The 23,235-nt window shown below is 60.5% G+C and carries 18 protein-coding genes and 1 tRNA gene; 4 read left to right on the top strand and 15 right to left on the bottom strand.

What is annotated here, in order from left to right:
* Positions 1-129: 129 nt before the first annotated feature.
* From NDB2M4_RS00100 to NDB2M4_RS00075, 6 genes are all read right to left on the bottom strand, one after another.
* A complete protein-coding gene (locus NDB2M4_RS00100; RefSeq protein ID WP_072368982.1) occupies positions 130-3,252 on the bottom strand; it encodes a type I restriction endonuclease subunit R in 3,123 nt (1,040 codons plus the stop codon).
* Complete coding sequence (locus NDB2M4_RS00095) at positions 3,249-4,166, bottom strand: GIY-YIG nuclease family protein (protein WP_072368981.1); 918 nt, start codon at positions 4,164-4,166, stop codon at positions 3,249-3,251. The genes NDB2M4_RS00100 and NDB2M4_RS00095 overlap by 4 nt, the downstream gene beginning before the upstream one ends.
* Complete coding sequence (locus tag NDB2M4_RS00090) at positions 4,163-5,509, bottom strand: restriction endonuclease subunit S (protein WP_072368980.1); 1,347 nt, start codon at positions 5,507-5,509, stop codon at positions 4,163-4,165. Before NDB2M4_RS00090 ends, NDB2M4_RS00095 begins: the two co-directional genes overlap by 4 nt.
* The gene (locus NDB2M4_RS00085; RefSeq protein WP_072368979.1) at positions 5,506-7,341 is read right to left on the bottom strand and encodes a type I restriction-modification system subunit M; all 1,836 of its coding nucleotides are present in this window, start codon (positions 7,339-7,341) and stop codon (positions 5,506-5,508) included. Before NDB2M4_RS00085 ends, NDB2M4_RS00090 begins: the two co-directional genes overlap by 4 nt.
* A gap of 79 nt (positions 7,342-7,420) precedes the next feature.
* Entirely contained in the window at positions 7,421-8,287 is an 867-nt protein-coding gene (locus tag NDB2M4_RS00080) for a PDDEXK family nuclease (RefSeq protein ID WP_072371477.1), read from the bottom strand.
* 28 nt (positions 8,288-8,315) lie between these two features.
* Positions 8,316-9,737 carry a site-specific integrase gene (locus NDB2M4_RS00075; RefSeq protein ID WP_171987988.1) on the bottom strand — a complete coding sequence of 474 codons (1,422 nt, stop codon included), beginning with the start codon at positions 9,735-9,737 and terminating at the stop codon, positions 8,316-8,318.
* 948 nt (positions 9,738-10,685) lie between these two features.
* On the opposite strand from NDB2M4_RS00075, the gene NDB2M4_RS00070 reads away from it, so the two are divergent.
* The 3 genes from NDB2M4_RS00070 (at position 10,686) to NDB2M4_RS00055 (ending at position 12,195) form a co-directional block, all read left to right on the top strand.
* Positions 10,686-10,761, top strand: a tRNA-Leu gene (locus tag NDB2M4_RS00070).
* A gap of 593 nt (positions 10,762-11,354) precedes the next feature.
* Complete coding sequence (locus tag NDB2M4_RS00060; protein WP_072368976.1) at positions 11,355-11,915, top strand: recombinase family protein; 561 nt, start codon at positions 11,355-11,357, stop codon at positions 11,913-11,915.
* Positions 11,916-11,928: 13 nt separating this feature from the next.
* Positions 11,929-12,195 (top strand): hypothetical protein, encoded by a 267-nt coding sequence (locus NDB2M4_RS00055; protein WP_139247023.1) that lies wholly within the window; start codon positions 11,929-11,931, stop codon positions 12,193-12,195.
* 208 nt (positions 12,196-12,403) lie between these two features.
* Here the strand turns inward: NDB2M4_RS00055 and NDB2M4_RS00050 are convergent, their stop codons facing one another.
* From NDB2M4_RS00050 to NDB2M4_RS00020, 7 genes are all read right to left on the bottom strand, one after another.
* The gene (locus NDB2M4_RS00050; RefSeq protein WP_072371474.1) at positions 12,404-12,751 is read right to left on the bottom strand and encodes an ethanolamine utilization protein; all 348 of its coding nucleotides are present in this window, start codon (positions 12,749-12,751) and stop codon (positions 12,404-12,406) included.
* A gap of 277 nt (positions 12,752-13,028) precedes the next feature.
* A complete protein-coding gene (locus NDB2M4_RS00045; RefSeq protein ID WP_072368974.1) occupies positions 13,029-13,553 on the bottom strand; it encodes an NADAR family protein in 525 nt (174 codons plus the stop codon).
* Positions 13,554-13,575: 22 nt separating this feature from the next.
* Complete coding sequence (locus NDB2M4_RS00040; protein WP_139247022.1) at positions 13,576-14,124, bottom strand: hypothetical protein; 549 nt, start codon at positions 14,122-14,124, stop codon at positions 13,576-13,578.
* A gap of 58 nt (positions 14,125-14,182) precedes the next feature.
* Entirely contained in the window at positions 14,183-16,264 is a 2,082-nt protein-coding gene (locus NDB2M4_RS00035; RefSeq protein ID WP_072368972.1) for a tetratricopeptide repeat protein, read from the bottom strand.
* Between the two features lie 12 nt (positions 16,265-16,276).
* Positions 16,277-17,365, bottom strand: a complete 1,089-nt coding sequence (locus tag NDB2M4_RS00030; protein ID WP_072368971.1) for an AAA family ATPase — start codon at positions 17,363-17,365, stop codon at positions 16,277-16,279.
* Between the two features lie 16 nt (positions 17,366-17,381).
* The gene (locus NDB2M4_RS00025; RefSeq protein ID WP_083555535.1) at positions 17,382-18,578 is read right to left on the bottom strand and encodes an AAA family ATPase; all 1,197 of its coding nucleotides are present in this window, start codon (positions 18,576-18,578) and stop codon (positions 17,382-17,384) included.
* A gap of 132 nt (positions 18,579-18,710) precedes the next feature.
* Positions 18,711-19,244, bottom strand: coding sequence for a hypothetical protein (locus NDB2M4_RS00020; RefSeq protein ID WP_072368969.1), 534 nt, complete (start codon positions 19,242-19,244; stop codon positions 18,711-18,713).
* Positions 19,245-19,559: 315 nt separating this feature from the next.
* Here NDB2M4_RS00020 and NDB2M4_RS00015 point away from each other — a divergent pair, with 315 nt between their 5' ends.
* The gene (locus NDB2M4_RS00015) at positions 19,560-20,195 is read left to right on the top strand and encodes a response regulator transcription factor (RefSeq protein ID WP_072368968.1); all 636 of its coding nucleotides are present in this window, start codon (positions 19,560-19,562) and stop codon (positions 20,193-20,195) included.
* 7 nt (positions 20,196-20,202) lie between these two features.
* Here NDB2M4_RS00015 and NDB2M4_RS00010 read toward each other — a convergent pair whose 3' ends face one another.
* Together NDB2M4_RS00010 and NDB2M4_RS00005 are read right to left on the bottom strand one after the other, a co-directional pair.
* On the bottom strand, positions 20,203-21,918 hold the full coding sequence (locus tag NDB2M4_RS00010) for an ATP-binding response regulator (protein WP_171987987.1): 1,716 nt from the start codon (positions 21,916-21,918) through the stop codon (positions 20,203-20,205).
* A gap of 303 nt (positions 21,919-22,221) precedes the next feature.
* A complete protein-coding gene (locus NDB2M4_RS00005) occupies positions 22,222-22,929 on the bottom strand; it encodes a hypothetical protein (RefSeq protein WP_139247021.1) in 708 nt (235 codons plus the stop codon).
* Between the last annotated feature and the right edge of the window lie 306 nt (positions 22,930-23,235).

The following is a 23,235-nucleotide window of genomic DNA, read 5'->3' as shown; positions in this document are numbered from 1 at the left end:
CCTGTGGGAGAACCAGCTCGAAAAGCTTCTTAGGCTCCCGTGATCGGCACCCCCAGAGGGGGGATAGTGCAATTTACGAATATTCAGACGCCACATTGGGCGTTTGCATCAAAACATCCGGGTTACCTGTTAACTCGGATCTGCCTCCGCCCGCTCCCGCAGCGCCTCGTAGAGCTGCGCTGGCCCTAGCAGGATGTCTTTCAGGCCGTCTTGCACCCGTTTGGAGTTCAGCGCCTGGGCGCTCATGGCCGTGTGTGCGGCGAGGGCGTCCATGATAGCGTGGAGAAGCGCGTCTGACAGGTCCGGGGAGTTGGCGAACTGCTCCTTGGTGTTGTTGGCGGCTTGCTCGACCAGCGTTTCGGACTCCAAAAGCTTCCCTTTGATGACGTTGTTGACGTAGACGAGGCGGTCGTCATCGGTGAGGTCGCCCTCGAATAGGTCATTGACCTTGGCGATGATCTCCGCGAGGAGGACCTTCTCCTTTTCATGCACGTAGCCTGAGCCCGCCTCATCGAAGCCCCGGAGCTTGGGCTTGTCTCCCTCGCCAAGTGGCAGTGAGTGCGAACCCTGGTTGCGGATGTTGTGGTGCGTGAGGACGACCTTGGAAAGGTCGATCTCTTGACGCTCGCGGCCGAACTCAAGCAGAGGTACAAGCGCCCTGTAGAAGATCGCCCGCTTCTCGATGGCCGTGCTCCCGTAGTCGAAAATCTGCGACAGGAACGAGTACATGCGCAGGAACGCGCCCATGTCGCCCTTGAACAGGATGAGGGTGTTCAGTTCGTCTTGTGCCTTCTGAGCGGCCTCGGTGTCCTTCGTATCAGTGGTGGCCCGCAGCCTTTCCTGAGCAGCGCTGTAGCGCCGCATCAGGCGGTCCACGACGGGTTCCAGCGCGGCGAGTAGGTCGCCTTGCTTGGACTTGGGGTTCAGCTCCACCGCCACCACGCGGTCAACTTCAAAGTCATCGTAGAAGCCAGCGGTATCGAGCTTGGCGCGGAGGTCAAAGACGAGGTTGGGGTCCGTGACCGAGGACAGCTCTGCAGTCGTGTAGTAGGTGCGGAAGGCGTCGAGTATCTCTCCCTCGCTGTTGACGAAGTCGAGTACGTAGGTGGTGTCTTTGCCGGGGTGTGCCCGGTTCAGCCGCGACAGTGTCTGAACGGCCTGGATGCCCGCTAGTCGGCGGTCGATATACATGCCGCACAATAGCGGCTGGTCGAATCCCGTCTGGAATTTGTTGGCCACCAGTAGGATTTGGTGCTCGTCGTCCTTGAATGCCTCGCGGATGTCGCGGCCGCGCAGGTTGGCGTTCAGTGACTTGCTGGTCTCGCTGAACGGGTCCTCACCCGACTGCCTGTCGCGCACCTCGCCCGAGAACGCGACGAGGCTGCCGATCCTGTATCCGCTGTCGCGGATGTACTTGTCGATGGCGAGCTTCCAGCGCACGGCTTCGACACGGCTTCCCAGCACGACCATCGCCTTGGCCTTGCCGTCGAGCAGCGGCGCGACGTTCTCACGGAAGTGCTCGACGACGATCTCGACCTTCTGGCTAATGTTGTACGGATGCAGCCGGACCCAACGCACGATGCCCTTCATGGCAGCATCACGCTCGACTTCGGTCTCGTCCATCTCCTTGCCGCCGTTCGCCAGCTTAAAGGCGAGTTTGTAGGGTGTGTAATTCCGGAGCACGTCCAGAATGAAGCCCTCTTCGATGGCTTGGCGCATGGAGTAGACGTGGAACGGCCCCGGGAGGTTGTCCGGCTCCCTGGCGGGCTCGTCGGGCTTGGGGCGGCGGCCGAACAGTTCCAGCGTCTTGGCTTTGGGAGTGGCCGTGAAGGCAACGTAGGTGATGCCCTTGTCGCTTGCGCGGGCGGTCATCTCGGCGGCCAGCATGTCGTCCATGCTGACCTCGCCACCGTCTTCCAGCTCCTTGGCCTCCTCCGCGGTCAGCACCTGCTTCAGCTTGGCGGCGGCCTGACCGGTCTGGGAGCTATGGGCCTCGTCGGCAATGACGGCGAACCGCTTGCCCTGGGTGGTCGCGGCCTCGCGCACGGCCTCCAGTGCGAACGGGAAGGTCTGGATGGTGCAGACGATGATCTTCTTGCCCGCGGCCAATGCGTCCGCGAGCGCCGCGCTCTTGCTGCTCTCGGCGTCGGTGATGACGGCGACCACGCCGGTCGTACGCTCGAAGTCGAAGATGGCGGCCTGGAGCTGAGCGTCGATGACGTTGCGGTCGGAGACAACGATTACGGAGGAGAACAGCTTCTCGTTCGTGTCGTCATGCAGGTCGGCGAGGAAGTGGGCGGTCCAGGCGATCGAATTGGTCTTGCCGGAGCCAGCCGAGTGCTGAACCAGATACTTGCGTCCCGGACCTTCTGCCTTGACCGCCGCGACCAGCATTCGGGTGGTGTCGAGCTGGTGGTAACGGGGGAAGATCAGGCGCTCGATGCGCTTCTTGCTGTCGCACTCGGCGACCACGTAGCGGCCGAGAATCTCCAGCCAGCTGTCGCGCTCCCAGACTTCCTCCCAAAGATAGCCCGTGCGGTGGCCGTTGGGGTTCGGCGGGTTGCCCTTAGCACCGTTGTCACCACGGTTGAAGGGGAGAAAGCGCGTGGCCGGCCCGTCGAGCCGCGTCGCCATGTGCACCTCACTGTTGCTGACGGCGAAGTGCACCAGCGCCCCGCTGGCGAAGCCAAGCAGCGGCTCGGCGGCCTGCCCCTTGGGCTTGGGGTGGCGGTCGAAGCGATACTGATCGACCGCGTCCTCCACGCTCTGGGTGAAGTCGGTCTTCAGCTCCGCCGTGGCGACGGGGATGCCATTGAGGAACATTACGAGGTCGATGCAGTTCTCGTTGGCAAGCGAGTAGCGCACCTGGCGTACGACGCGCAGCCGGTTGGCGGCGTACTTGGCGAGCGTGTCGGGGTTCATTGCCAGTGCGGGCTTGAACTGGGCGAGCGCGATCGAGCCCCGCACCCCGATCATCTCGATTCCGTGCCGCAGCACATCGATCGTACCTCGGTCATCGAGCTGCTTGCGTAGGCGGTCGAGTAGATCGCTCTCGGCTGTAGCGCCTTTGCTCTTGATTAGTGTTTCCCACTGTCGGGGTTGTGCCTCCCGAATCCAGGCGACCACATCGGAAGGGAACAGGGCGCGAGCACGGTCGTAGGCGGCCGCATCACCTTCCACGTACAGCCAGCTGTGGGAGGCGAGGTGAGTGCAGATTTCCGTCTCGAAGCTGACTTCACGGTGGAGGCTCACTCAGTAGCCTCCGCGCTCTCACTCAGCTGTGCCGCTTCCCACTCCTTGTAAGTTCTCCCGTCCTCTAACTTCCAGGTCCCCGGACCACTGATGAAGCTGCCATAGACAACCGCAGCGGCTGCACTCGGGCTGGAGAAGGCATAGTTCTGGGTGAATATGCAGTGGTCACCGTCATCTCTGAGCACACCCGTACGCTTTAGTTCCTCATGAAGACGCGCGTAGCCACTGTCTTCAGTGTTCATGCCGCTCCACTGCCGACGGGCTAGGGAGCCGGAGAGGACGACAAAGTCTCCATCATCGAGCACGGCCTTCGCCGTAAGCCCATGCGTAGGGATACTCAGTGTGAACACCGGTGTGGTGGTTCTCGGTCCAGAACCACTTTCCAGGGTGACCAACGTCGGTCGCGTATTCTTGACGAACAAATTCACGCCGAGAGCGGGCAAGACCATGAAGAGGTAGTTCAGAAATGCCTCCATGTTGGATTGGCCTGCCTCCGTCAAGCCGGCGCGAACAGGAGTATTGCCGTTGTCAAGCATCACTCTGCCAGTAGCCTTTGCCTCCTCAACAAGGCGCGCCTCCAAGTATTTCACATGCGCCTTGTTCAAGTTGTTGGCCATGGAGGTCACGAGGACAGCGGTCGTCCACCAATCCTTTCGACCATCGTGATTTCGGATGCGATCTGAGATGTCCTCGCCTTCACCGATGTAAGCGCACGGCTGACCATCCTTCTCGCCAAGCAGTAGATAGATGCCAGTGAAGCTGGCCTCCTTCCGTGATAGCGCTGGACCAATTCTGGTACGCGGTGTCATGAGGACGTGACCGGTCCAGTTGAACACCTCGGCGGTCAACATCCCATCTGGCTTGCCTTCGATGAAATAGAGTTCGAGCGAGCGACCTTCCGCGGTGGCGTTCATGCTGCCTCCTCCGTTAAGGGAGTTGCACCGCGCACGTCGATCTTGCCGGTAACGGCGGCTGAGATGAGGGCGGTGCGGCGCTCTTGGAGGAGGGCGATAGAATGTTCCGCAGTCGCCACTAATTCGGCTGTCCCGGCGGCGTTCTCCTCAATGAATGCCAGAATCTGCTGTTGCTCGCGTAGAGGCGGGATTGCAAGTCTGATATTCTTAAACTCGTCCCAATAAAGACGGAGGCGGAAATCCGTCACGCCATGGGAGTATCGCCGTATTTCTTCAACTGCGTGTGCGGTTCGTAGCATGTGCTCAACGAAGCGAGTGTGGATCGCTGATAGGGGCCGCGCTACGACGTACGCAGGGCTTACCATGCCTTCGACCTGGACAGTGCCGAAGCCGCCCTGCCAAGCCCGCATCATGTTGTAGACAAGGTCGTTGGGCTGCACTCGCTTGTATTTCGTGCGGTCTTCGCTCCTCGTGATCTTTCGATCTGCCTCGTCATCGCTCAGTTCTTTGTCGGACACGCCATCATGGATCGAGACGCTCAGCACCGGTAGATCGTGAAGGCCCTCTTCTGTGGCCTCGCCGAAAAGGCACCCGATACGCCGCACCTCCCAATGCTCGGGCACACGCCCTAACCACTCCACGCCGGATTCTTTCAGCGGCGTGGTCGGGTCGAGACCCCGGGTGACGGCGTGGGAGATGACAGCTTGTCGCTTCTCCTTGAGCAGCTCGATCAGCTGCCTCTGCTCCTCCACCAGCGCGTCGATCTTGGCGGTCTCGCGGTCGAGGAAGGCGACGATTGCAAGCTGCTCGCGCAATTGCGGCTGAGGAAAAATGAAGCTGCGAAACTGGTCTTGTGACAAGTTCTGCATACTTGAGCTTGTACCAGTGCACGCCATTTGGACCTGTGCACGGTAGCTATGCGTGAGCGTCCAGTAGTGCGCGAACGAGGGCTCCACGTCAGCGAAGTGAACCTGCCAGAGGCGGTCCGGGAGAAATAGCCCCCTCGGCGCATCGCGCACGAGGCCTGCCGCTCCCACAAGGTCGGGAGTGTTCATACGGCTAACAATCAATGTGCCCGGCCTGAGAGGACACGAGACGCGATTATGCTCCTCGGGCAGCACTGCCTTATTTTGTGCCGCGTCGAACTCCCCGAGGTAGACGCAACTTGTTTTCAGCACTCCAAACTCGCCGGTCTCCGCGGGCCTATCTACGGCGTTGACGCTAGTGCCGGACTCAACCAGTGACACGACCTGCCGCAATGGAATGACCAGCCATTGTGCCGGCACCTGCCCCAGCCACTCCACGCCGGAGTCCTTGTACCTCTCATATCTCGGGAAGCTCACGCCGTTAGCCCCTCGATCATCTGCAGGATGCGCGCTGTCACCTGCTTGAGGTCGGCGTCGATCTCGGTGAGCGAGCGTGGAGGTTCGAAGACGTAGAAGTGGCGGTTGAACGGAATCTCGTAGCCTACCTTGGTCTTTTCCTCATCGATCCAGGCATCGGGCGCATGGGGCAACACCTCGCGTTTGAAGTAAGCCACCACGTCCTCGTCGAGTGGCACGTTCTCAGTGTCGCGCAGCGAGGTGTCAGGTTGTGGCTTGCCTTTCTGTTTGCCCCTCTCGATCAGCACCACGTTGCCGTCCTCGTCGCGCAGGGGGAGCTCGACGGTGATAGTTCGATAGCCGAAGTCCTCGTTGCGAAAGATGCGAGAGATCGGCGTCAGCTTGATTTGCCCGCCCTTCGGGGCTTTGGGTTTCCTCTCGCCAGCGGTGACAACCTCGCGGGATAGTTCCTTGCCTTCCGCATTGAGCACAGCGGCAAGCTGCGCCTCCACGCAGGCGCCGAACAGCCGCGTCACGGTTGCGATGTGCTCCTCGCCCATCTCCTTGCGTTTGGAGCCAAGGCCCTTGCGCATCTTCTGCCAGAAGGCGCTGGCGTCGATGAGCTGCACCTTACCCTTTCGGGGTTCTGGCTTGAGGTTGGAGACGATCCATACATAGGTGGCGATGCCGGTGTTGTAGAACATGTCCGTAGGGAGTGCGACGATGGCCTCTAATAGGTCGTTCTCCAGGACGTAGCGTCTGATTTCGCTCTCCCCGCTTCCCGCCCCACCCGTGAACAGCGGCGAACCGTTGAGCACGATGCCGAAGCGGCTGCCACCGTCTTTGGCGCGGCGCATCTTAGACAGTAGGTGCATGAGGAACAGCAGCGACCCATCCGAGACGCGGGGGAGGCCTGGCCCAAAGCGGCCGTTGAATCCTTCCACCTCGTGCTCGCGGCGAACCTCCTTCTCCACCTTCTTCCACTCCACACCGAATGGCGGGTTGGAGAGCATGTAGTCGAACTTCTGCGCTGGGTGGCCATCGTCGGACAGTGTGTTGCCGGCGACGATGTTGGCCACGTCCTGGCCCTTGATGAGCATGTCAGCCTTGCAGATGGCATAGGACTCATCGTTCAGCTCCTGGCCGAACATGGTGAGCCGGGCCTTGGGGTTCAGCTCACTCAAATACTCCCCGGCCACCGACAACATGCCGCCCGTCCCTGCCGTGGGATCGTAGATGGTGCGCACCACACTGGACTTGGTCAGCGCCGCGTCGTCCTCCACGAACAGCAGATTGACCATCAGCCGGATCACCTCCCGCGGCGTGAAGTGCTCTCCGGCCGTCTCGTTCGACAGCTCCGCGAAGCGGCGGATCAGCTCCTCGAACACGAGCCCCATCTGGGCGTTGCTGACCTTGTCGGGGTGCAGGTCGATGTTGGCGAACTTCTCGGCCACCAGATAGAGCAGCTCGGCCTTCGCCAGCTTCTCCACCTGGGTGTGGAAGGCGAACCGCTCGAAGATGTCCCGCACCGATGGCGAGAATGCCTCGACATAGGCCGTGAGGTTGTCGCGGATGCGGTCAGGGTCGCCCAGGAGCTTGCGCAGGTCCATTGGTGAGGTGTTGTAGAACGACTGCCCTGACTTCCTGAGCAGGAACGGCTCGGGGTTGACGCCTGCCTTCGACCTAGCCGTGTGCTCCGTGAGCACAGCTTTCTTGGTCCCTTCCAGCACGCAATCCAGGCGCCGCAGCACGGTGAACGGCAGGATAACCTTGCCGTAGTCCGATTGTTTGTAATCCCCCCGCAGCAGGTCAGCGACCGACCAGATGAAGGAAGACAAGCTCTGATGGTTCACGCCTAGGCCCCCGACCGATGATCCTGCACGAATCAAATCTAGCGGGGTGTTATGGTGCTGGCGACCCTGAAGAGGGGCGCTAGGTTGAACGAGGGGGCACCTGGACCCGGTCCTTCACCTCGACTCCAAGCTGGTTCTTGAGCGCCGCAAGCGATTTCGGAAGTGGTCCTTCTAGCACTAGGACTACACGCGCAGAGCGCTCCTTCGACTCCGTGATTTGTACCGCCCGCATCACCGCGAGATATTTGACGCATTGGTAAATGCCGCGCATGATGTCGTCGTCAGATGAGCGGGCCGACTTGACCTCGGCCGCGACCCATTCGTTCCGGTGCCGGAAGGAAACGTCGAGCGAGTCGCCGGAAGGCAAGGGATACTCTTGCTCGCCGATCGGTGTCCCCAGAGGCAAGTCGAGTAGGGCAGGTGTGCTGGCCACGTAAGTCTTGAGGACTTTGTGATCATCGCTCTCGCCACCGCCGCCAAGAGCTGCTGCCCGCCTGTTTGCCTCCGTATAATTCTGCGGCACGTAAGGAAGGTGGAGGGCCTCCAGAACCTCACGCCATCGTGGGTAGGCAAAGATATCCTGTAGCTTTGCGTGGATCACTTCACGCTTGCGAGCACGGGAGAGCGCTTTGAAATTCTCCTCATTGATGAACCACCCAATCCCTTTGCCTGGAAACCCGTCAGCCTTGTTGATGACGACACATTGGATAGGCGGTATGGCTTCGCCCCACTCCGCTCCTAGGCTCAGCAGCCTCTTGCCGATGGCACCAAGAGGGTAGTCAAGGTTGCGCGGGTTCGGCATAGCCAGTTCATCAGCAAGATCGCTGTAAGTTATGGTCTGGGCTGCCTCAGCCTGTCTCACCAGGAGAGGCAAGGCCTTCCGAGCGCGTTGTTGATAGAGCTGGTCTCCATCGATCGAGCCATCCCAATCGTCTGGATCAGGCATGTATCCCCCCTCCCGGCTGCCCACCCTTTCACTTTACGTCATATCGGGGGATTTTGCTCAGGGCGGCGACCATTGCCGCGTAGAGTTCGTCCTTGCCGTACTCGCCAGCGACGCTAACTGAGGCATGATCGGCAAAGGCGTTGCGCACCTCCAGGTCGATGCCGTACTGGCGAGCGACTGCTTTAAAGCGATGACGCCAGCCGTGATTGGGTGATGGGCCGTTGCCTGTGTTTGGCATGACCTCTCTGACAAATTCGGCAAGCTTGTTCTTCACGCTCTGCAAAGGACCCAGGATGCCGCGAGGGTCGTTCGTCCGGCTGGCTTTCGCGTCGGGGCGGTAGAGGTCGGGGCGCGGGGTGAGGAACATGTGTCCGTCCTCCGCTTTGGCTACGAAATCAAGGAAGCCTTGCTCGATCAAGTGAGGATGCAGTGGGATATGCCACGTGCTCTTGGTCTTGACGGTTCCTGCCTCCACCGTGATGGCGATGGCTGGGTGTCCATCAAACGGCGCCACGTCGGACTTTCTCAGCTGGGCGACTTCACCTACTCGGGTCCCAGTGTAAGCCATCAGCCAGGGAACCCAACGCTTGGCCGCAACTAGCTTTGGGTCTTCTCGCCGGCTTGCCCTTGCTGGGTAGTTCAAGGCGTGTCTAAGGATCGCCCGCGCCTCAGCTTCGTTGATCGTCTTGCGCTTTTTGTTTTCCCCTTCGGCGCCTTTTCGAACCTTGCGCTTGACGCCGTCGGCTGGATTGGTTGTCAGCTTGTCTTGTTCGACTGCCCAGTTGAACACTGCGTTAATCGCCGCGAGGTCTCCGCGGTTGATCGTGTTAGCTGAAACCGCGTCCTTTTCGGAGCGCATGTCGATGAATGCGCGAAAGTCGTCGCGGGTGAGGCTGGGCGCGGTTGGCTCCGCTCCGTAGCGCTTCACAAGGAAGGCTTTGAGATTTTCGAAGACAGCCGAGTAAGACGCCAATGTGCTTGGCGTGACCGTTTTCTGGTCGGGATGCCGCTGCCAGAGTTCGAAAAGCTCGGTGGGCGTCAGGGCGCCCCCTGAGCCGTTAGCTTTCGGCACCCCGCTGTTAGCGGCTTCCCACTTCGGGAAGCGCTCGGCTACAGGGTCGGGGCGAAAGTCGCCTTCTGCGTTCCGTTTGAGCTTCGCAGCGGCGTCGTTGAATGCGTTGGCGACTTCCCGCAGCAGGGCCTTGCGGCTCTCACGATCCGTCTTGATGCCCAATTTGGAAAGAAGCTCATCTGCGCTGGGGCCAAACCAATGCTCCATTCGCTCCGGTGAGGAGGCGGCGCGGTCATTCGCGTTGCGAACAAGCTGCCAGATTTCTGCCTCGCCAGGATTGTCCTCGAAGTTCTGAGCCAAGTCGCGATAGAGGATGCCCGCGATTGTTACACACTCTTTGTGAGTTAGCCGCTGCGGGCCTTCGCGGTAGGCAGCCATGGTGCGCTCGAAGTGTTCCGACGCCTTGCTGAGGCGAAGCTTCACCAGAGCCGGGTCTGACGTGCGCAGGGAAAACTCCACGTGCGTCCCGATCTGTGCAGTCACCTCGATGCACTCATCTCCGGTCAGCGCTTTCGGTAGCGAGAATACGATGGTCTCGCCGCGGGCGACGTGCTGAACGTCGGCAGGTACACGCTTTCGGAACTGTTGGTTGGATGAGCCGGAACGTTTCGTTGGGCGGGTCATAAAAAGCACCATTGTGGGGCACCCCTGTGTGGCAGTCGGGTGTCCGATTTCTCAATGATGCTCGATGCTTACGACGCCTCAAGGACTTAGAAAAGTCCTGGTGCCCAGAAGAGGACTCGAACCCTCCGCCAGCGCCGTGCGCAAATGTTTGATTTCCAAGGCAAAATCAGACGCTCTGGCTGCTAGGAATATCGCGAGGTTGGGTCAGAAGTTGGGTCGAGAGTTATGTCCGCGCGAGCATTGATATCATAACGGAGGGAATCGCTGAAAGGGCCCCTGACTCGATCGTCGCTCCAAGCACGTGCGTGCGCAGGCGCGGGGTCGGAAATGCCGTATCAGTCCGTGGTGCGCCGTATCACGCCGTAAGCCCGTGACTGGGAGTTCCCCTCTCTGGGGGACTGGAGATCTAGAGTGCAATTCAGACAGGGTAGCCACAGTGGGCGCCGTAACCCAACGTAACCTGCCCTGCGCTCCTCAGTAGTGCGACCGTCGGATTGTGGATCGGACGTCCCCGTGTTCGGGACAGAATCTCCTCGAACGGCTGCAGAACTGTCGAATTACAGTGGCGACCAGTACGCGAACGTGATCATCCGTAAGCACGCTAGCGGAGCGTGCACCAGACTACGAATCTGAGGGTTACGGGTTCGAAAAAGACTCGCCGCTCGGCTAAGAAATACCGAAGCGAGCCGTAAACCAACGTCGCCGTCCGTAACGTTTCACAAATTCGATCACCAGATTCCTAATCTGGGGGTCACAGGTTCAAATCCTGTCGGGGGAACTCAATCGCATCCCGACTTCCTACCTCAATGCAAAGCTACAATTGCTTGCGCCATAGAGCAAACCAAAGATCCCGTGAGCGACAGTACCGCTCCGTAGTCACCCGTAACCTGAGCGAGGTTTTTGCCTGCACTGATAAGGGTGACTGCTCATCGTGACCTCGCACCGAACTCTGCGGATGATCCGACGTGCCGCTCGTCAAGCCAGGCGTCGATATCCTCTTTCGTATAGAGTACGTGGGATCTGGGGTGGGGCCCCATCTTGTAATATTTCGGTCCGCTGCCTGAATACCGCATGTCTTCCAGCGTGCGACGGCTCAGACGCATGTACTCAGCCGCCTCGGCAGATCGAAGATAGTTCCGCAGCATGATCTAGCTCTCCACAGATGCTCAAAAGGGGAGCATTTTGAGCGAGAAACATTTGCCGGGTGTTCGTCTGGCGGATTACGCTCCTGGCGCGGGTTGAGCGAGCTTGTGAACAGCTCCCGGCCAGCGATCAGAAAGGTCCGATTTTGATAACCTGTGGACGACCCAACTTATGGCGGGGCGACGAGACCCCTCTTGCCTCCCCGGAGGCATCGCTCTTCGTGTGTCTATGAAAATCGGCTATGCGCGCGTTTCAACCGATGACCAAAGCCTCGCGCTGCAAGTCGATGCGCTTGTGGCTGCCGGATGCGAGCAGATCTTCCGCGATGAGGGTGTTTCAGGCGCGCGGACGAGCCGTCCCGCACTCGACATGCTGCTTACAACAGCTCGACCTGGCGATATGGTTGTGGCTTGGCGCCTCGACAGGCTCGGCAGGAGCCTCTCTCACCTGATCGATCTCATCAATGTGCTTCGGGAAAGAGGCGTTGGTTTCGTGTCGCTTTGTGAGGCAATTGATACCGCTACGCCAAGCGGTCGATTGCTGTTTCACGTCATGGGCGCGCTGGCTGAATTCGAACGTGCTCTTATCAGCGAGCGAACGCGTGCCGGAATTGCCGCCGCGCGCAAGCGTGGTAAACGGCTCGGTCGGCCAAAACTATTGGGAACGAAGGAAGTTCAGGCCGCTCTCGCCGCTCTAGATGATGGTTGCACGACTGTAGCTGCGGTCGCGCGTCAACTGAGAATCTCACGGCCGACGTTGGCGCGAGCGCTGAAGGCAGGCGTTCGCTAGGAGGAGCCAAGATATGCCGCGCGCATCGACGGCAAATGCCATCAGGCAATTTGGAGCTTTGGTCGGTCGAACATTGACCAAAGCGCTCAGCGCCACCAAGGAGGACCGGCGCTCGCTAATCTTGTCGGAGAACCATCGCTGTGAGCGCTGGGTCTACCGCACCGAAGAATTGCCTTCTGAGCTGGCGAATGCCATCGCAGTTGCCGAGCCGGACTCCAAAGCCTTCGCGTTTGACCACGAGGTCAACGGCGCGGCCAAGACGGCCGTACAGTCCCACTGAACACGTGTTCTGGGTGTGAGGCCTCTTGATGCCAAGCGGTGCTCGGGTGGGCTGCGGGAGCCGATCGCTGGGTCGGCTATAGTAGGGTTGCCAGCGCAGCCCCGAACGGACAAGCGCTTTGTCCCAACAACGACGGTAACGACCGTGGAACTCGCCGCCCGTGCGTGCCTGTCGTAACAAAGTCCGCTTTTCGAAGTCGCAGATGTCGTCAGAGAGCCTCCTCCCAGTGTGGATACGTCACGTATGCAGTGACGGCACCTTGTTCGTGAGAGCGGATGCTAACCTTCTGACCCTTGGGCATGTAGACGATTTCACCAGGCTCAGCGGTCATCTCCGCAGAATCTGTCGAAACCGAAAGCCGCCCTTCGAGGATCACCATAACATCATCGACAGCAAGCACCTCATCGAGAACTTGGTTTGGCCCATACCGTCCGAAACCGATGGTGATAGGCGCTCCGTGTCGCTGATCGACCATGTTAGCGGCGAAGACGTCGCCATCTTGTCCCGGTGAGCGTTGGAACGAAGCATCGGCTTTTGCGAACTTGCGAACTCTCATTGGATTCTCCTGCGTATCGTCGGTATTGGCTGCCAAGGACAACCGTCCGCAGCTGCGATTGGTTCGGATAGGAGGCGCGCCTGTAGTCCCTGACGGGCCTCAAGAGAGGGTTACCGTTTACCGCTCGTGTGAGCTGAGGACGACAGGTTCGTCCCAGAAGCTGTCATCAGCCAGAACTAGTCGGCGCCCCCCTGGACGATCGCTGACCAGGTCCGCTCTTGGAGGTGAACCGGCTGACTACACTAAGCGCTGCAAGCGCCTGCGGTCACGCGCGTTGCTAGGAACTGCGCAGCCGGCTGCGCACCTCCATCAAGATTCGGCCCGCCCAGTTGAGACCGGCGCCGTCCGGGCCGGTGCCCCAGAATGGCTCGCCGGGCGAATCCTCCACCAACTCGGCATCGCCGGTGGCGAGAAGGCGTGCAGCCAGTTCGGGGTTCTGAGAGAACTTGGCGTGATCGGTGCGGCGCATAATGGCGAGCTTCACATCGTGCCAGTCGGGGCGCGGTTCCTTGCCGTGCTTGCGAAACCACGACTGCTGCGAGATGCGGCGCGGCGCAGATGGCGGTGCTGCAAGGCGCTTCGCCATGCCGGGTTTAATAGCGGCGCGAATTGCCGCTTTGTATGCAGGGTCGGCCGATTTCTGCGCTTGGTAGTAGTGCTCCACCGTCGGCCAGTCCTCGCCATCGATGACGATCGGACTTGGATGGAAATGCGAGAGAAAAGCGAAGTGATCGCGGTCGCGCCCGAAGTAGAGTATGCGGTTGTCCGGCGGGACAATGATTTCCGCTCCGTCGGTGACCATGCTCTATTCCCGTCGCTTAGCGCTACCGTCTCGGCTGCGGGTTGACCTCGGGCTCAGGGTTCATGTTCTCCCACTTGGGCGGTGGTGGCTTCGGCGGGGCCGGACTGTTATCGCCCTGGTTGCCGCCCATGAAGAGAAACGCGGACAGACCCTCGAGTGGAATGTTGAAGGGCCCGGCCTTCCTGCCTTCGGTGAGATCGAGCTCCAGAACGGCGTACCGGCCTGTGCGCAGGCCTGTATTCACCTTCGTTCGATCCGCCGTGCAACGGTCGCCGCCGGCGTAACAGATGAACTTGCTCGTCACTCCGCCCTCGACGGTGAGCGTTCCGCCGACCATATGGCCGCCTTGGGTCATGACCTCGACGATCAGCGGCTCGACCCAGAACGCGTAATACCGCCAGTTGTCGGCATCGATGATGTTGCGCGCGACGCTGCCGCCGTGCTCGGGTCTTATCTCCCAGGGGCCGTACTTGACGCCGATCTTGCCGTCTGCCGGATAATCTTCCTGCGCCGCTGCTTGATGTGCACCGATCAGAAGGAAGGCGGCGATTGTCAGATTACGAAACCACACAACGCAAACCTCTTGAATATTTCTCTGAGCGACAGCTCGGTGGCGCATGCTGCGTGCATCAGCGGCGAACACCCAGCTTGCGCAGATTGTCCCGCGCATACGCGAGGTCCGGGGCGATTTCCAGGGCATGGCGCAGATCGGAGATCGCCTGCTTCTTGTTGCGATAGTAGGTGAAAAGAACGCCGCGGTTGGCCCACGCCCAGGCATTTTGCGGGTCGGAGCGGATCGCCTCGTTGTAGTCCGCCATCGCTAGGTCGTTCTGGCCGAGATTCGCATAAAGGACACCGCGGTTGTTGTAAGCCGCGCCATAGTCGCGGTTCGCGCGCAGCGCATAGGTGTAGTAGTCGATGGCTTTGCGCTGATCGCCCGTTTTGTCTGCGATGAGCCCGAAAAGGAAATTTGCCTCGGCTTGGTTCGGATCGAGCGTCAACGACTTATCGAGGTCCCTTGCGGCCGGCTCGAACTTCGTAGCCGACGAGCATGATGGCGGCGGCGGCAGCATCGCCTTGCACGTGTCTCCCTCTGCAATAGCAAGCTGTAAGCTTGAGCGTGCGCGCGCGTAATAACCGATGGCCTTCGACTTATCGTCGGCGGATTGGGCGGCGTCGATATACTTGTCCATCGCCGCTATCGCGGCCCTGTAATCGCCTTTGTAGAAGGCAGCCTCACCTTGGTCGAAGAGGCTCTGGAGATCAGAGGGGCCGACGGCGGACTTATCGGGCTGCGGAGTGCTGGATGAAACGCCGGCGATCGGGGGGATGGACGGCCAGATTGCCTCGAGCCGCGGGATGGGCGGGAGCTCGGCGAACTGGATGTGCAGCTCGGGCGGCTCCGGGCTCATGCCTTCGAGCAGCTTTTGTTCGAGCGTCGCAGCCTCGGCCCGCTGCGCAGGGCTCAGTTTCGCATCGATCTCGTTGAGCTGGGCGATACCGTTGGGGTTGAACCTGGTGCTGACAGCGGTATGCGCGCGCGCGGCGAGGAGGTCGACCTTGCCGAAATTTCCTTCCTTCCATTCATAGCCGACGTAGACCTGACAGTAGGGGAGAGCCGAGCAGCGACGAACGTAGTCTGCCGCAAGCTTCTTGTTGCTCCAGGCACCCGGCGTGCCATCCAAGAATGCCGCTAGGCCTGTCAGTCCGGTGAGAGAGCGTCCTTTCTCATAAGCGCGCTCCATCCACGCGATTCCCTCCTTGGGGTCCGCTCGCACTCCCTTGCTGAATTGATCGAAGATCCATTGGCCGAGGGTGAACTGCGCCATGGTAAGGCCGGCGTTCGCCGCCTTCTCGAGGTAGGCGGCGGCGAGATCGCGATCAGCTTTCGCAACGCCAAGGTCGTCCGATAGCATCCGCGCGTATAGCGCCATCGCCATCGGATCGCCGGCGTCGGCGCTGCGCTTCAGAAGATCAGCTGCACGAGTTGGGTCGAGCTTGCCGAGCTCACCGCTCAGATAGCCGATGCCGGCAATGCGCATTGCTTGCCGGTCACCAAGATCGACACCAGCGTCAATGAGTTGAGCCGCCTCAGTGGGATTGCTGGCCGCTCCCGTCAGGCCGGTGCCGATAAGCTGGCCAAGTAGCGCCTTTGCTTGCACGCTGCCGCCATTGACCGCCTGCCGCCAATATGTTTGCGCCGCCTTGTAGCCTGCTTGAGTACGGCGGCCCGCCTCGGCGGCACCGCGCAGCAAGGCGACGTTGGGATCGGCGTCGCTTGCGCCCTTCAGAGCGGCGAGAGCTTTGTCACTTTGGTCGAGCGCGATTGCCACCCATGCTTCGGCGAGGCGCTTCTGGTCGTCGGAACTCGAGCTTTGAAATACGGATTTGTCGATGTCGAAGATGAAGGGATCGGAGAAGCGTGCATTCTTGATGTTGGGTGGAAACTGGATAGGGACGGCCGCGGCAGCGGGTGGTAAGGGCGTCGGGGTCGGTCCCGGAGTGGGCGTAGGGGCCGGGCGCCAGATATCCCAGGTTGGCAATTGGATGGCTGCGGGTGGATGCAGGAACATCATGGTGACGAAGCCGATGACGGCGAAGTCCGTCATGCCGCGAAACGCCAGGTCGCCCTTATAGAGATCGATCAGGGTGCCGATCAAGGACTTGCGGGCCGCCTGTTTCGACAGCATGCCTTTGGTGGGCGCGCTCATCACCGATCTCCGCTATTCGCTCTGCTCGCTCGCCAAGCCGGTTGCGTTGGCGGTGTCTGAGCCGGTCGCAGGCGCATCGATGGGGATCACGCGAACGTCCGGCCCGTCCGCTTCGAACATCACGCTCATGGCGCCGTTTGCGCGCGCATCGATAAGCCCGTCCGCGATCTTGTCTTCGATATGGCGAGCGATCTCGCGCACGCCGCCGCTCGGCTTGTTCTCGGTGAACTCGTCGATGGCGGTCATCAGGATTTCCGGGTCGATGCCCTGGCCGGCGATTTCAAGGCCGTAGGATTTAGCGGTCTTCTCGATTTCGAGGGCGACGACGCGGGCGATATCGAGCCCGGCAAGCTCGCGGAAGGCGAAGACGTCGTCCACGCGCGAGAGCACCTCGGGCGCGAATTGGGCGTCCTCCAAAGCGCCTCTGGCCAGCTTGTTGAGTTCCTCCTGGGTGATTTTCGGATCGCGCGTGTACTCGTTAATGCGGGCACGCCCGGCGTTCGTAGTCATGATGAAGATGGCCTCGGCGGTGGAATGCTTCGAGCCGTCGCTCATCTCGGTGATGAAACCGTCATTCCAGGCCGAGAGAAACTGCGTGAGAATGCTGCGGTGTGCCTTCTCGATCTCGTCCAGAAGTACGACGGAGTTCGGCACGTCGCGCAGGTAGCGAGGGAGCAGGCCGGGCTTGTTGGAGCCGACGTGGCCGCTGGCGGAGCCGAAGAGCGTCCAGGAGGTCGCCTCGCTGCCGAACTTGGTCATGTCGATGTAGTGGAGGTTCTTTGGGCTGCCGTAGATTTTCTCGGCCAGGATCTGGGCGAGGTAGGTCTTGCCGACACCGGGTGCCCCGGCGAAGCAGAACACGGCGATTGGCTTGTTCGGCCGCTTGGCCGCCATGCGCCGATGCAGACGCGCAACGACGGAATCAACGACCATATTCTGCCCGATGACCCTCGACTTCAAATAGCTCGCCAGCTCTACCGGATCGATGACGGCGAGTTCGCGGCTCTTGGCTTCCCATTTGTCGGAGAGCACGTTGAAGTTCGACAGACGATCGAGGGGGTCCTGGCTCAGGGAACCGCTCTGCTTGCCATCTCGTGCCATGGGGCTTCCCTCGCTCCTATGCGATTGCCTCTGAGCTGACGGGCGCGGCCGCAGCGGCAGACATCGCGTCCTGCTCCGATACCGGTATGACGCGCACGCGCTTTCCCGATGCTTGCAGGCGGATGAAGGTGGCTCCATCCGCTCTCGCTTCGATCAAGCCGTCGGCGATCTTGTCTTCGATCTGCCGCGCGATATCGCGCACGCCGCCCTTCGGCTTGGTTTCGGTGAAGGTGCTCATTGCGTCGAGCAATATGGATGGTTCGATTCCGCCCGGTGCGATCTGCAGCTGGTATTCGGCTGCCTTGCGTTCGATCTCCAGCGCGACGACGCGCGCGATATCCAGTCCCTCGATGGCGCGGAATGCAAAGACGACATCTATTCGAGACAACACCTCCGGCGCGAAATCGGCATCGACGAGCGCCGCCTTAACGAGGTCGTTGACCTCGTCTTGCGCGATCGTGGGATCGCGCGTTAGCTCGGCGATACGGCGCGACCCGGCATTGGTGGTGAGAATGAAGATCGCTTCCGTGGTCGAATACTTGGTGGCGGTGCCCAGATCCGTGACGAAGCCGTCATTCCAGGCCGACAGGAACTGCATGTGAATGTCGCGGCTGGCTTTCTCGAACTCGTCCAACAGGATGATCGCGTTGGGGGTGTCGCGCAGAGCGCGCGAGAGGAGTCCCGGCTCTCCGGAGCCCTGCAGCCCGGCGGGCACGCCGAACAGGCTGTTGGCAGAGTAGCCTTCGCGAAACTTCGCCATCTCGAAGACGTGTAGGTGCGCGTCGTTCCCGTAGAGTTTTTTCGCAAGGACCTGCGCAAGATAAGTCTTGCCCACTCCGGGGGGCCCGGCAAATCCGAACACCGCGATAGGCTTTCCTGGTCTGCGCGCTGCCAGCCGCTGGCGCAATCGGCGGGAGATGGCCGACACGACGTCGTTCTGGCCAATGACACGTGATTTCAGATAGCTGGCGAGTTCTGTCTCGTCGATGACGGTCGGTGCCTTGGGCTCGCTGGCGCGACCGTGCTTGCCAACAGCGCTGTCGATGGCGCGCAGGATAGGTTCGGGGAAGAGGCGGCCCTGATAGGGCACGAAGCAGATGGCGCCCACACCGGCGAGAATGACCAGAAACCAGGCGAGAGCCGGCGAGGCCCGCTCGATGACAATGATGGCAATGATGATGCCGAGCCGACCGGCCCACGCCATCCCCGTCATGTCAAAAGTCCTCGGTGCGCGAGATTGCCCAAGCCATATGTATAAAGAAAGTCTGCCACCTGAGAGAAATCCCGTAAAGCGACGTTGCCCGTGCCCATGCGCGATAGTGAATGTGCGAGAGGTTGCCTCGATCTAAGGCGTCGGAATCTGGAGCGTTTCTCCCTGTTTGAGCGGCTTGAGCGAAATGAGCCCGCCGCCAGTCGAGACGGACACGGTGATGTCGCCATCGATGCCATCGACCAGGCCGGTTACGGTTGCCGTGCTGCCCGGCAGGTATGGGACGGCGATCTGGTAGGGCTGGTGCAGCAAACGGATGTCCTGGCGAAATCCCGCTGCTTCAAGGCGTATCCAGTCGCCGTCCTCGGTGAGGTTATCGGAGACCTTGATCCATGCGAGCCGCAGCCGTCCGCGCGAGACATCCTCGCGCACTTGCTCCTTCTGCGCTTCGCTCAGGAGCAGGCGCGCAATGGCTTGCTCGGCTTCAGCGGCGGCGACGGTGGTCATCAGAGAGTTTTGTTCGCCGGGACGTTTCGGCGACCGGTCATCATCGAAATAGCCGACGCTCAACAGCGCGGCCGCGAGAAGGCCGACCCCGGCGAACAGTACGACGCGAAGATCGAATGCGGGCTGGGCGCTTGCGCCGCGATTGCCGGCACCTTGCTGCATTGGCCGATTGGGGCCGGTGCCGGCTGAACCATGAGCTTCAGGGTGTTCAGGCCTTTGTGCGTGCATGGCTGCGATGCCTAAAAAAGACTCGTTAGCTCGGCGGCTCAGCGGGAAACACCAATTCGGCGGACGAAAATGAAATGTCCGACGTCTTCCAAGTTAGATCCCATTCTCGGCCTGCCGCCAGGCAAAATGCACGCCCAGATGTACATCGTAAATTGAACGCACGTCTCGATACGGTCCTAAGACCGCAATCGGGAAATTGAGACCTCTCTCCTCTTGTCACGCGGGCATGACGCAAACCATAGTCGGCGCATGAAGCTGTTGGTCGTGGACGATCATCCTGTTTTGCGAGAAGGGCTCGTTGCCCTTTTGCGACAGCTTGGGCCTGACGCGGTCGTCCTTGAAGCGGGTGATGCCCAGGCGGCACTCCGGCTGGTCGAAGAGCAGCAGGACCTTGATGTCGTCATTCTCGATCTTGTCATGCCCGGCATGAACGGCTTGTCCGCACTGCCGGAGTTCGGCCGCAGCCGCCCTGATCTTCCGGTGATCGTCTTGTCATCGTCGGAAGAGCCGCGGGATGCCCGAAACGCGCTGGCGCAAGGTGCGCTCGGCTATGTGCCGAAATCGGCGAGCCAGCACACCCTCATCTCAGCCATCAAACTGGTTCTCCAGGGCGAGATCTACGTGCCGCCGCTGGTCCTCAGTGAAATGGGAGCCCGGGCCGGCTCGACGCCGAGCCGCGGCCAGGATGGCGGTTCAAACTTGACGCCTCGCCAGATCGAGGTTTTGCGGCGCCTCAGCGAAGGGCAGCCAAACAAGATCATCGCTCACGAGCTCAATCTGTCCGAGAAGACAGTAAAGGCGCACATCACTGCAATCTTCAAAGCCTTGAATGTCGTCAACCGGACGCAAGCCGCCGCCGTCGGACGGGAGTCGGGTTTGATCTGATCCTCGCCTAGGCCGAGCCCGCCTTGTGCATCAGGTTTGCAATGGCGGCACGCAGTTTTCCATTGGGGACCGGCTTGTGCAGGACGAGCAGCCCGCTTTTTTGAGCATCGGAAATTCTGGCGGCCGACGTGTCACCGGTGATCAGCATGGCAGGGATCGTATCGTTGTACTCCGCTCGCATTCGCTCGATCACCTCGATCCCAGTCTCTTGATCTCGCAGTCGAAGGTCGCTGATGATCAGGTCCGGCTTCTTCGGGCAGTTCGCCATATGGCGGATGGCTTCGTCGCCTGAGCTGGCAGCGACGACCTGATGACCCCAGCCACCTAGAAGGCTGGCCATGGCTTGGCGGATCGCGATTTCATCGTCCACGACGAGAACGAGGCCGGTCGCCAGCGGCCCCATCTCGTATTGGTCGCTCGTCGCGAGAGCGTCCGGTGCGGCCAGCGGAACGCTGATAGAGAAACACGACCCTTTTCCGGGTACGGATCGCAAGCTCAACGGACAATCGAGCAAGGTGGCAAGCCTGCGCACGATCGCCAACCCCAACCCAAGACCTTTGGTCCGGTCTCGTTCCGGATTACCGACTTGAAAATACTCCTGGAAAATCTTCTCCCTGTCGCGTTCTGCTATTCCACGACCGGTGTCGCAAACCTCGATGGATAGTTGTCGGTGACGTATGCGACAACCGATCAGGACGCGGCCGCGATCGGTATAGCGGACAGCATTCGACACCAGATTACGCACGATCCGCTCAAGCAGCACAGGATCGGTGTCGACGAGCCGGCCGGAATGCACGCAGGTTACCGTTAGACCTTTCGCCTCGGCGTCTAGCCTCGCATCACGGCATATGCGCGCGAGAAACGGTGCGATCTCGAATGGGCGTTTTTGGACTTCGACGACACCGGCATCCAGTCGAGAGATGTCGAGCAGCGCCGAGAAGAGCCCGTCCATTGCGATGAGGGAAGCTTCAATTTGCTCGATGAGCCTTCGCCCCGGCTGGGGGATTTCTACCGCGCGCAAAGCACCCACGAATAAGCCCAGAGCGTGAATGGGCTGGCGCAGGTCATGGCTCGCGGCGGCGAGGAACGTGGACTTAGCTAAGCTCGCCTGCTCCACGATCTCTTTCTGTCGCCTCAACTCCTCGGCCATCCGCTGGGTGGCGATGCGCAGCCGCACATTGTCTTTGAGGGTCCGATTGGTGCCGACACTGAGAATGGCCAAGGCAACAATGAATACCAGCATCAACAACGAGCTTGCTTGGGCCAACGGGTCGGTCGCACCGAGACTGACCAAGGCGTAAGGCAAGGTGGCTGGAAGAAAGATTGCGAAGAAGGCGGGCAGGTAAGCGCTGAACGCGGGGATGGCACCGGCCGCAACACCGAATACAACCATCATCGCAAGCAGGCGAACCTCGAAGCCGCCGCTCACGAGGTACAGCGGTGCCCAGCCCCAGCCCAGCCCTTCGGCGAGGGCGATTGCCGTGAACCCCATTCCCCAGGCTTGCCAATCTGATGTGGCCGGCCTGGCGCGGGAATAGGATCGCTGCAGGAGTATGTGAGCGAGGGCGCACAAGGCGATATAGCCAGTCCAGAACATTCCGGTTCTGAACTGCGTCAGTCCGAGCCACCAGAGCGTTCCACCGAGGATGGCCGCGCCGGCCGTCGCCGCAAGCACGCCGAAGGCAACGTGGCTAAACAGGGTCGCGACTTGCTCGGCGGCCACCTCGTCCTCGAGACTGGGTAGCGGCGAGTCTCGGGGCGTCTGTCGAGTAGCATGCAGCATAAATCGATACCGATGGTACGTGTCGTGGATGCACGCCCGCTCTCGCTTGTCGCCCGACGTGCGTGCGTCCGCTCGGCGAGGTTAAGCGGAAAAAGGACTTTGACCAATGAAGCAACTGCCGATATCCGGCTGCACGTCCGCAAACTCGGCAAAGCGCCGTTTTGGCATTTCGGTCGACTCCGCGGATTTGAACGTTGGCTTGGCGTTGAGGCCGCATCTGATTCGCGGCGCGGCAGATGTGCACTATTTCGGTAATGCACGTGACCTCACTTGCGACCCGGGCGTGGTTGACCCGATCCATTTGTCAAAGAACACCTCAAGAATGGATTTTGCGAGGCGTATCGCCAGCGCGAGCGAAACGCTTGTAATGGCGATTGTGTCGAGCGATGTGTGGCGCGCGGCGACGACCGGGGAAGTATCGATTATCCGCAGTAGACCGACCGCGCCGAAGAGTAGGTACGGGAAGTCGAGGGCTTTAACCCACACCTTGCCGAAGCGCGCATTGAGTTCGACCGAGTAGAGGAGCAGAGATGATGTGATGAGTAAGGCGACGACTATGGCCGAAGGTAGAATGAGGGCGACGATAACGATGAAGGAGATTTTGACCGGAAGCCAGAGAAGGTAGGAGAGCGTCGCGAAGACGACGAACATCACGCCGAACCACATCGGTATGATCGTGCCGGGTCCACGGATTTGTTCTGGTCGTGTTGGGACGGGAAGCGCGCGAAGAGCCAGGAGCCGGCGGCCGAACCAGACGATCATGATCACTTCAGAGAGCGCGCTCGAGAAGAGTATGACTTCCAAGCCATTGAGACCGAACGCCCAAGGCTGAAAGAACGCTTCGACATATCGCATGCCAGCCTCCGCCGGGTACACCCGCTCACGGGATTTGGAATAGCGATCCTGAGGCAGGTTGCGGACTTTCGGGTAGCGTTTTTTCACCGAAGCCACCGCAGATGTGCGGCTTGCTTCTGCTGATCCGTAGCGAGCCCAATATTTAACCTCAAGGCGCGGCGCGCTTTGGGCGGCTTCGTAGGGAAGAGCGGACTCTTATAAGTGTCCGTCACAAAACCCCGTGGCCAGTGACCCGAAGTCCGATATCTCGGCATCACGACAACCGCAGTGTCCCATGTGTGGACATCGGGTAATCGCGGCGGAGCATGATCCTCCATAGTGCCGCGGTCAGAGCGCTATTGCTCGGCTCTTCGCACATCGGAGGCTGCTCGATGACCTGCTATGTCGGATTGGACGTGTCAC

The organism is Hyphomicrobium sp. NDB2Meth4, assembly GCF_900117445.1.
Classification (GTDB): Bacteria; Pseudomonadota; Alphaproteobacteria; order Rhizobiales; family Hyphomicrobiaceae; genus Hyphomicrobium_A.
The sequence above is the reverse complement of the archived record's forward strand: the minus strand, read 5'-3'. Positions and strand labels throughout refer to the sequence as shown.

Coding starts and splice junctions, on each gene's coding strand:
- NDB2M4_RS00025 (WP_083555535.1), bottom strand. CDS start 18,578: ATGACGGGGATGGCGTGGGCCGGTCGGCTCGGCATCATCATTGCCATC.
- NDB2M4_RS00050 (WP_072371474.1), bottom strand. CDS start 12,751: ATGAGAGTTCGCAAGTTCGCAAAAGCCGATGCTTCGTTCCAACGCTCA.
- NDB2M4_RS00075 (WP_171987988.1), bottom strand. CDS start 9,737: ATGGCTGCCTACCGCGAAGGCCCGCAGCGGCTAACTCACAAAGAGTGT.
- NDB2M4_RS00015 (WP_072368968.1), top strand. CDS start 19,560: ATGAAGCTGTTGGTCGTGGACGATCATCCTGTTTTGCGAGAAGGGCTC.
- NDB2M4_RS00030 (WP_072368971.1), bottom strand. CDS start 17,365: ATGGCACGAGATGGCAAGCAGAGCGGTTCCCTGAGCCAGGACCCCCTC.
- NDB2M4_RS00060 (WP_072368976.1), top strand. CDS start 11,355: ATGAAAATCGGCTATGCGCGCGTTTCAACCGATGACCAAAGCCTCGCG.
- NDB2M4_RS00055 (WP_139247023.1), top strand. CDS start 11,929: ATGCCGCGCGCATCGACGGCAAATGCCATCAGGCAATTTGGAGCTTTG.
- NDB2M4_RS00020 (WP_072368969.1), bottom strand. CDS start 19,244: ATGCAGCAAGGTGCCGGCAATCGCGGCGCAAGCGCCCAGCCCGCATTC.
- NDB2M4_RS00035 (WP_072368972.1), bottom strand. CDS start 16,264: ATGAGCGCGCCCACCAAAGGCATGCTGTCGAAACAGGCGGCCCGCAAG.
- NDB2M4_RS00095 (WP_072368981.1), bottom strand. CDS start 4,166: ATGAACGCCACCGCGGAAGGTCGCTCGCTCGAACTCTATTTCATCGAA.
- NDB2M4_RS00045 (WP_072368974.1), bottom strand. CDS start 13,553: ATGGTCACCGACGGAGCGGAAATCATTGTCCCGCCGGACAACCGCATA.
- NDB2M4_RS00080 (WP_072371477.1), bottom strand. CDS start 8,287: ATGCCTGATCCAGACGATTGGGATGGCTCGATCGATGGAGACCAGCTC.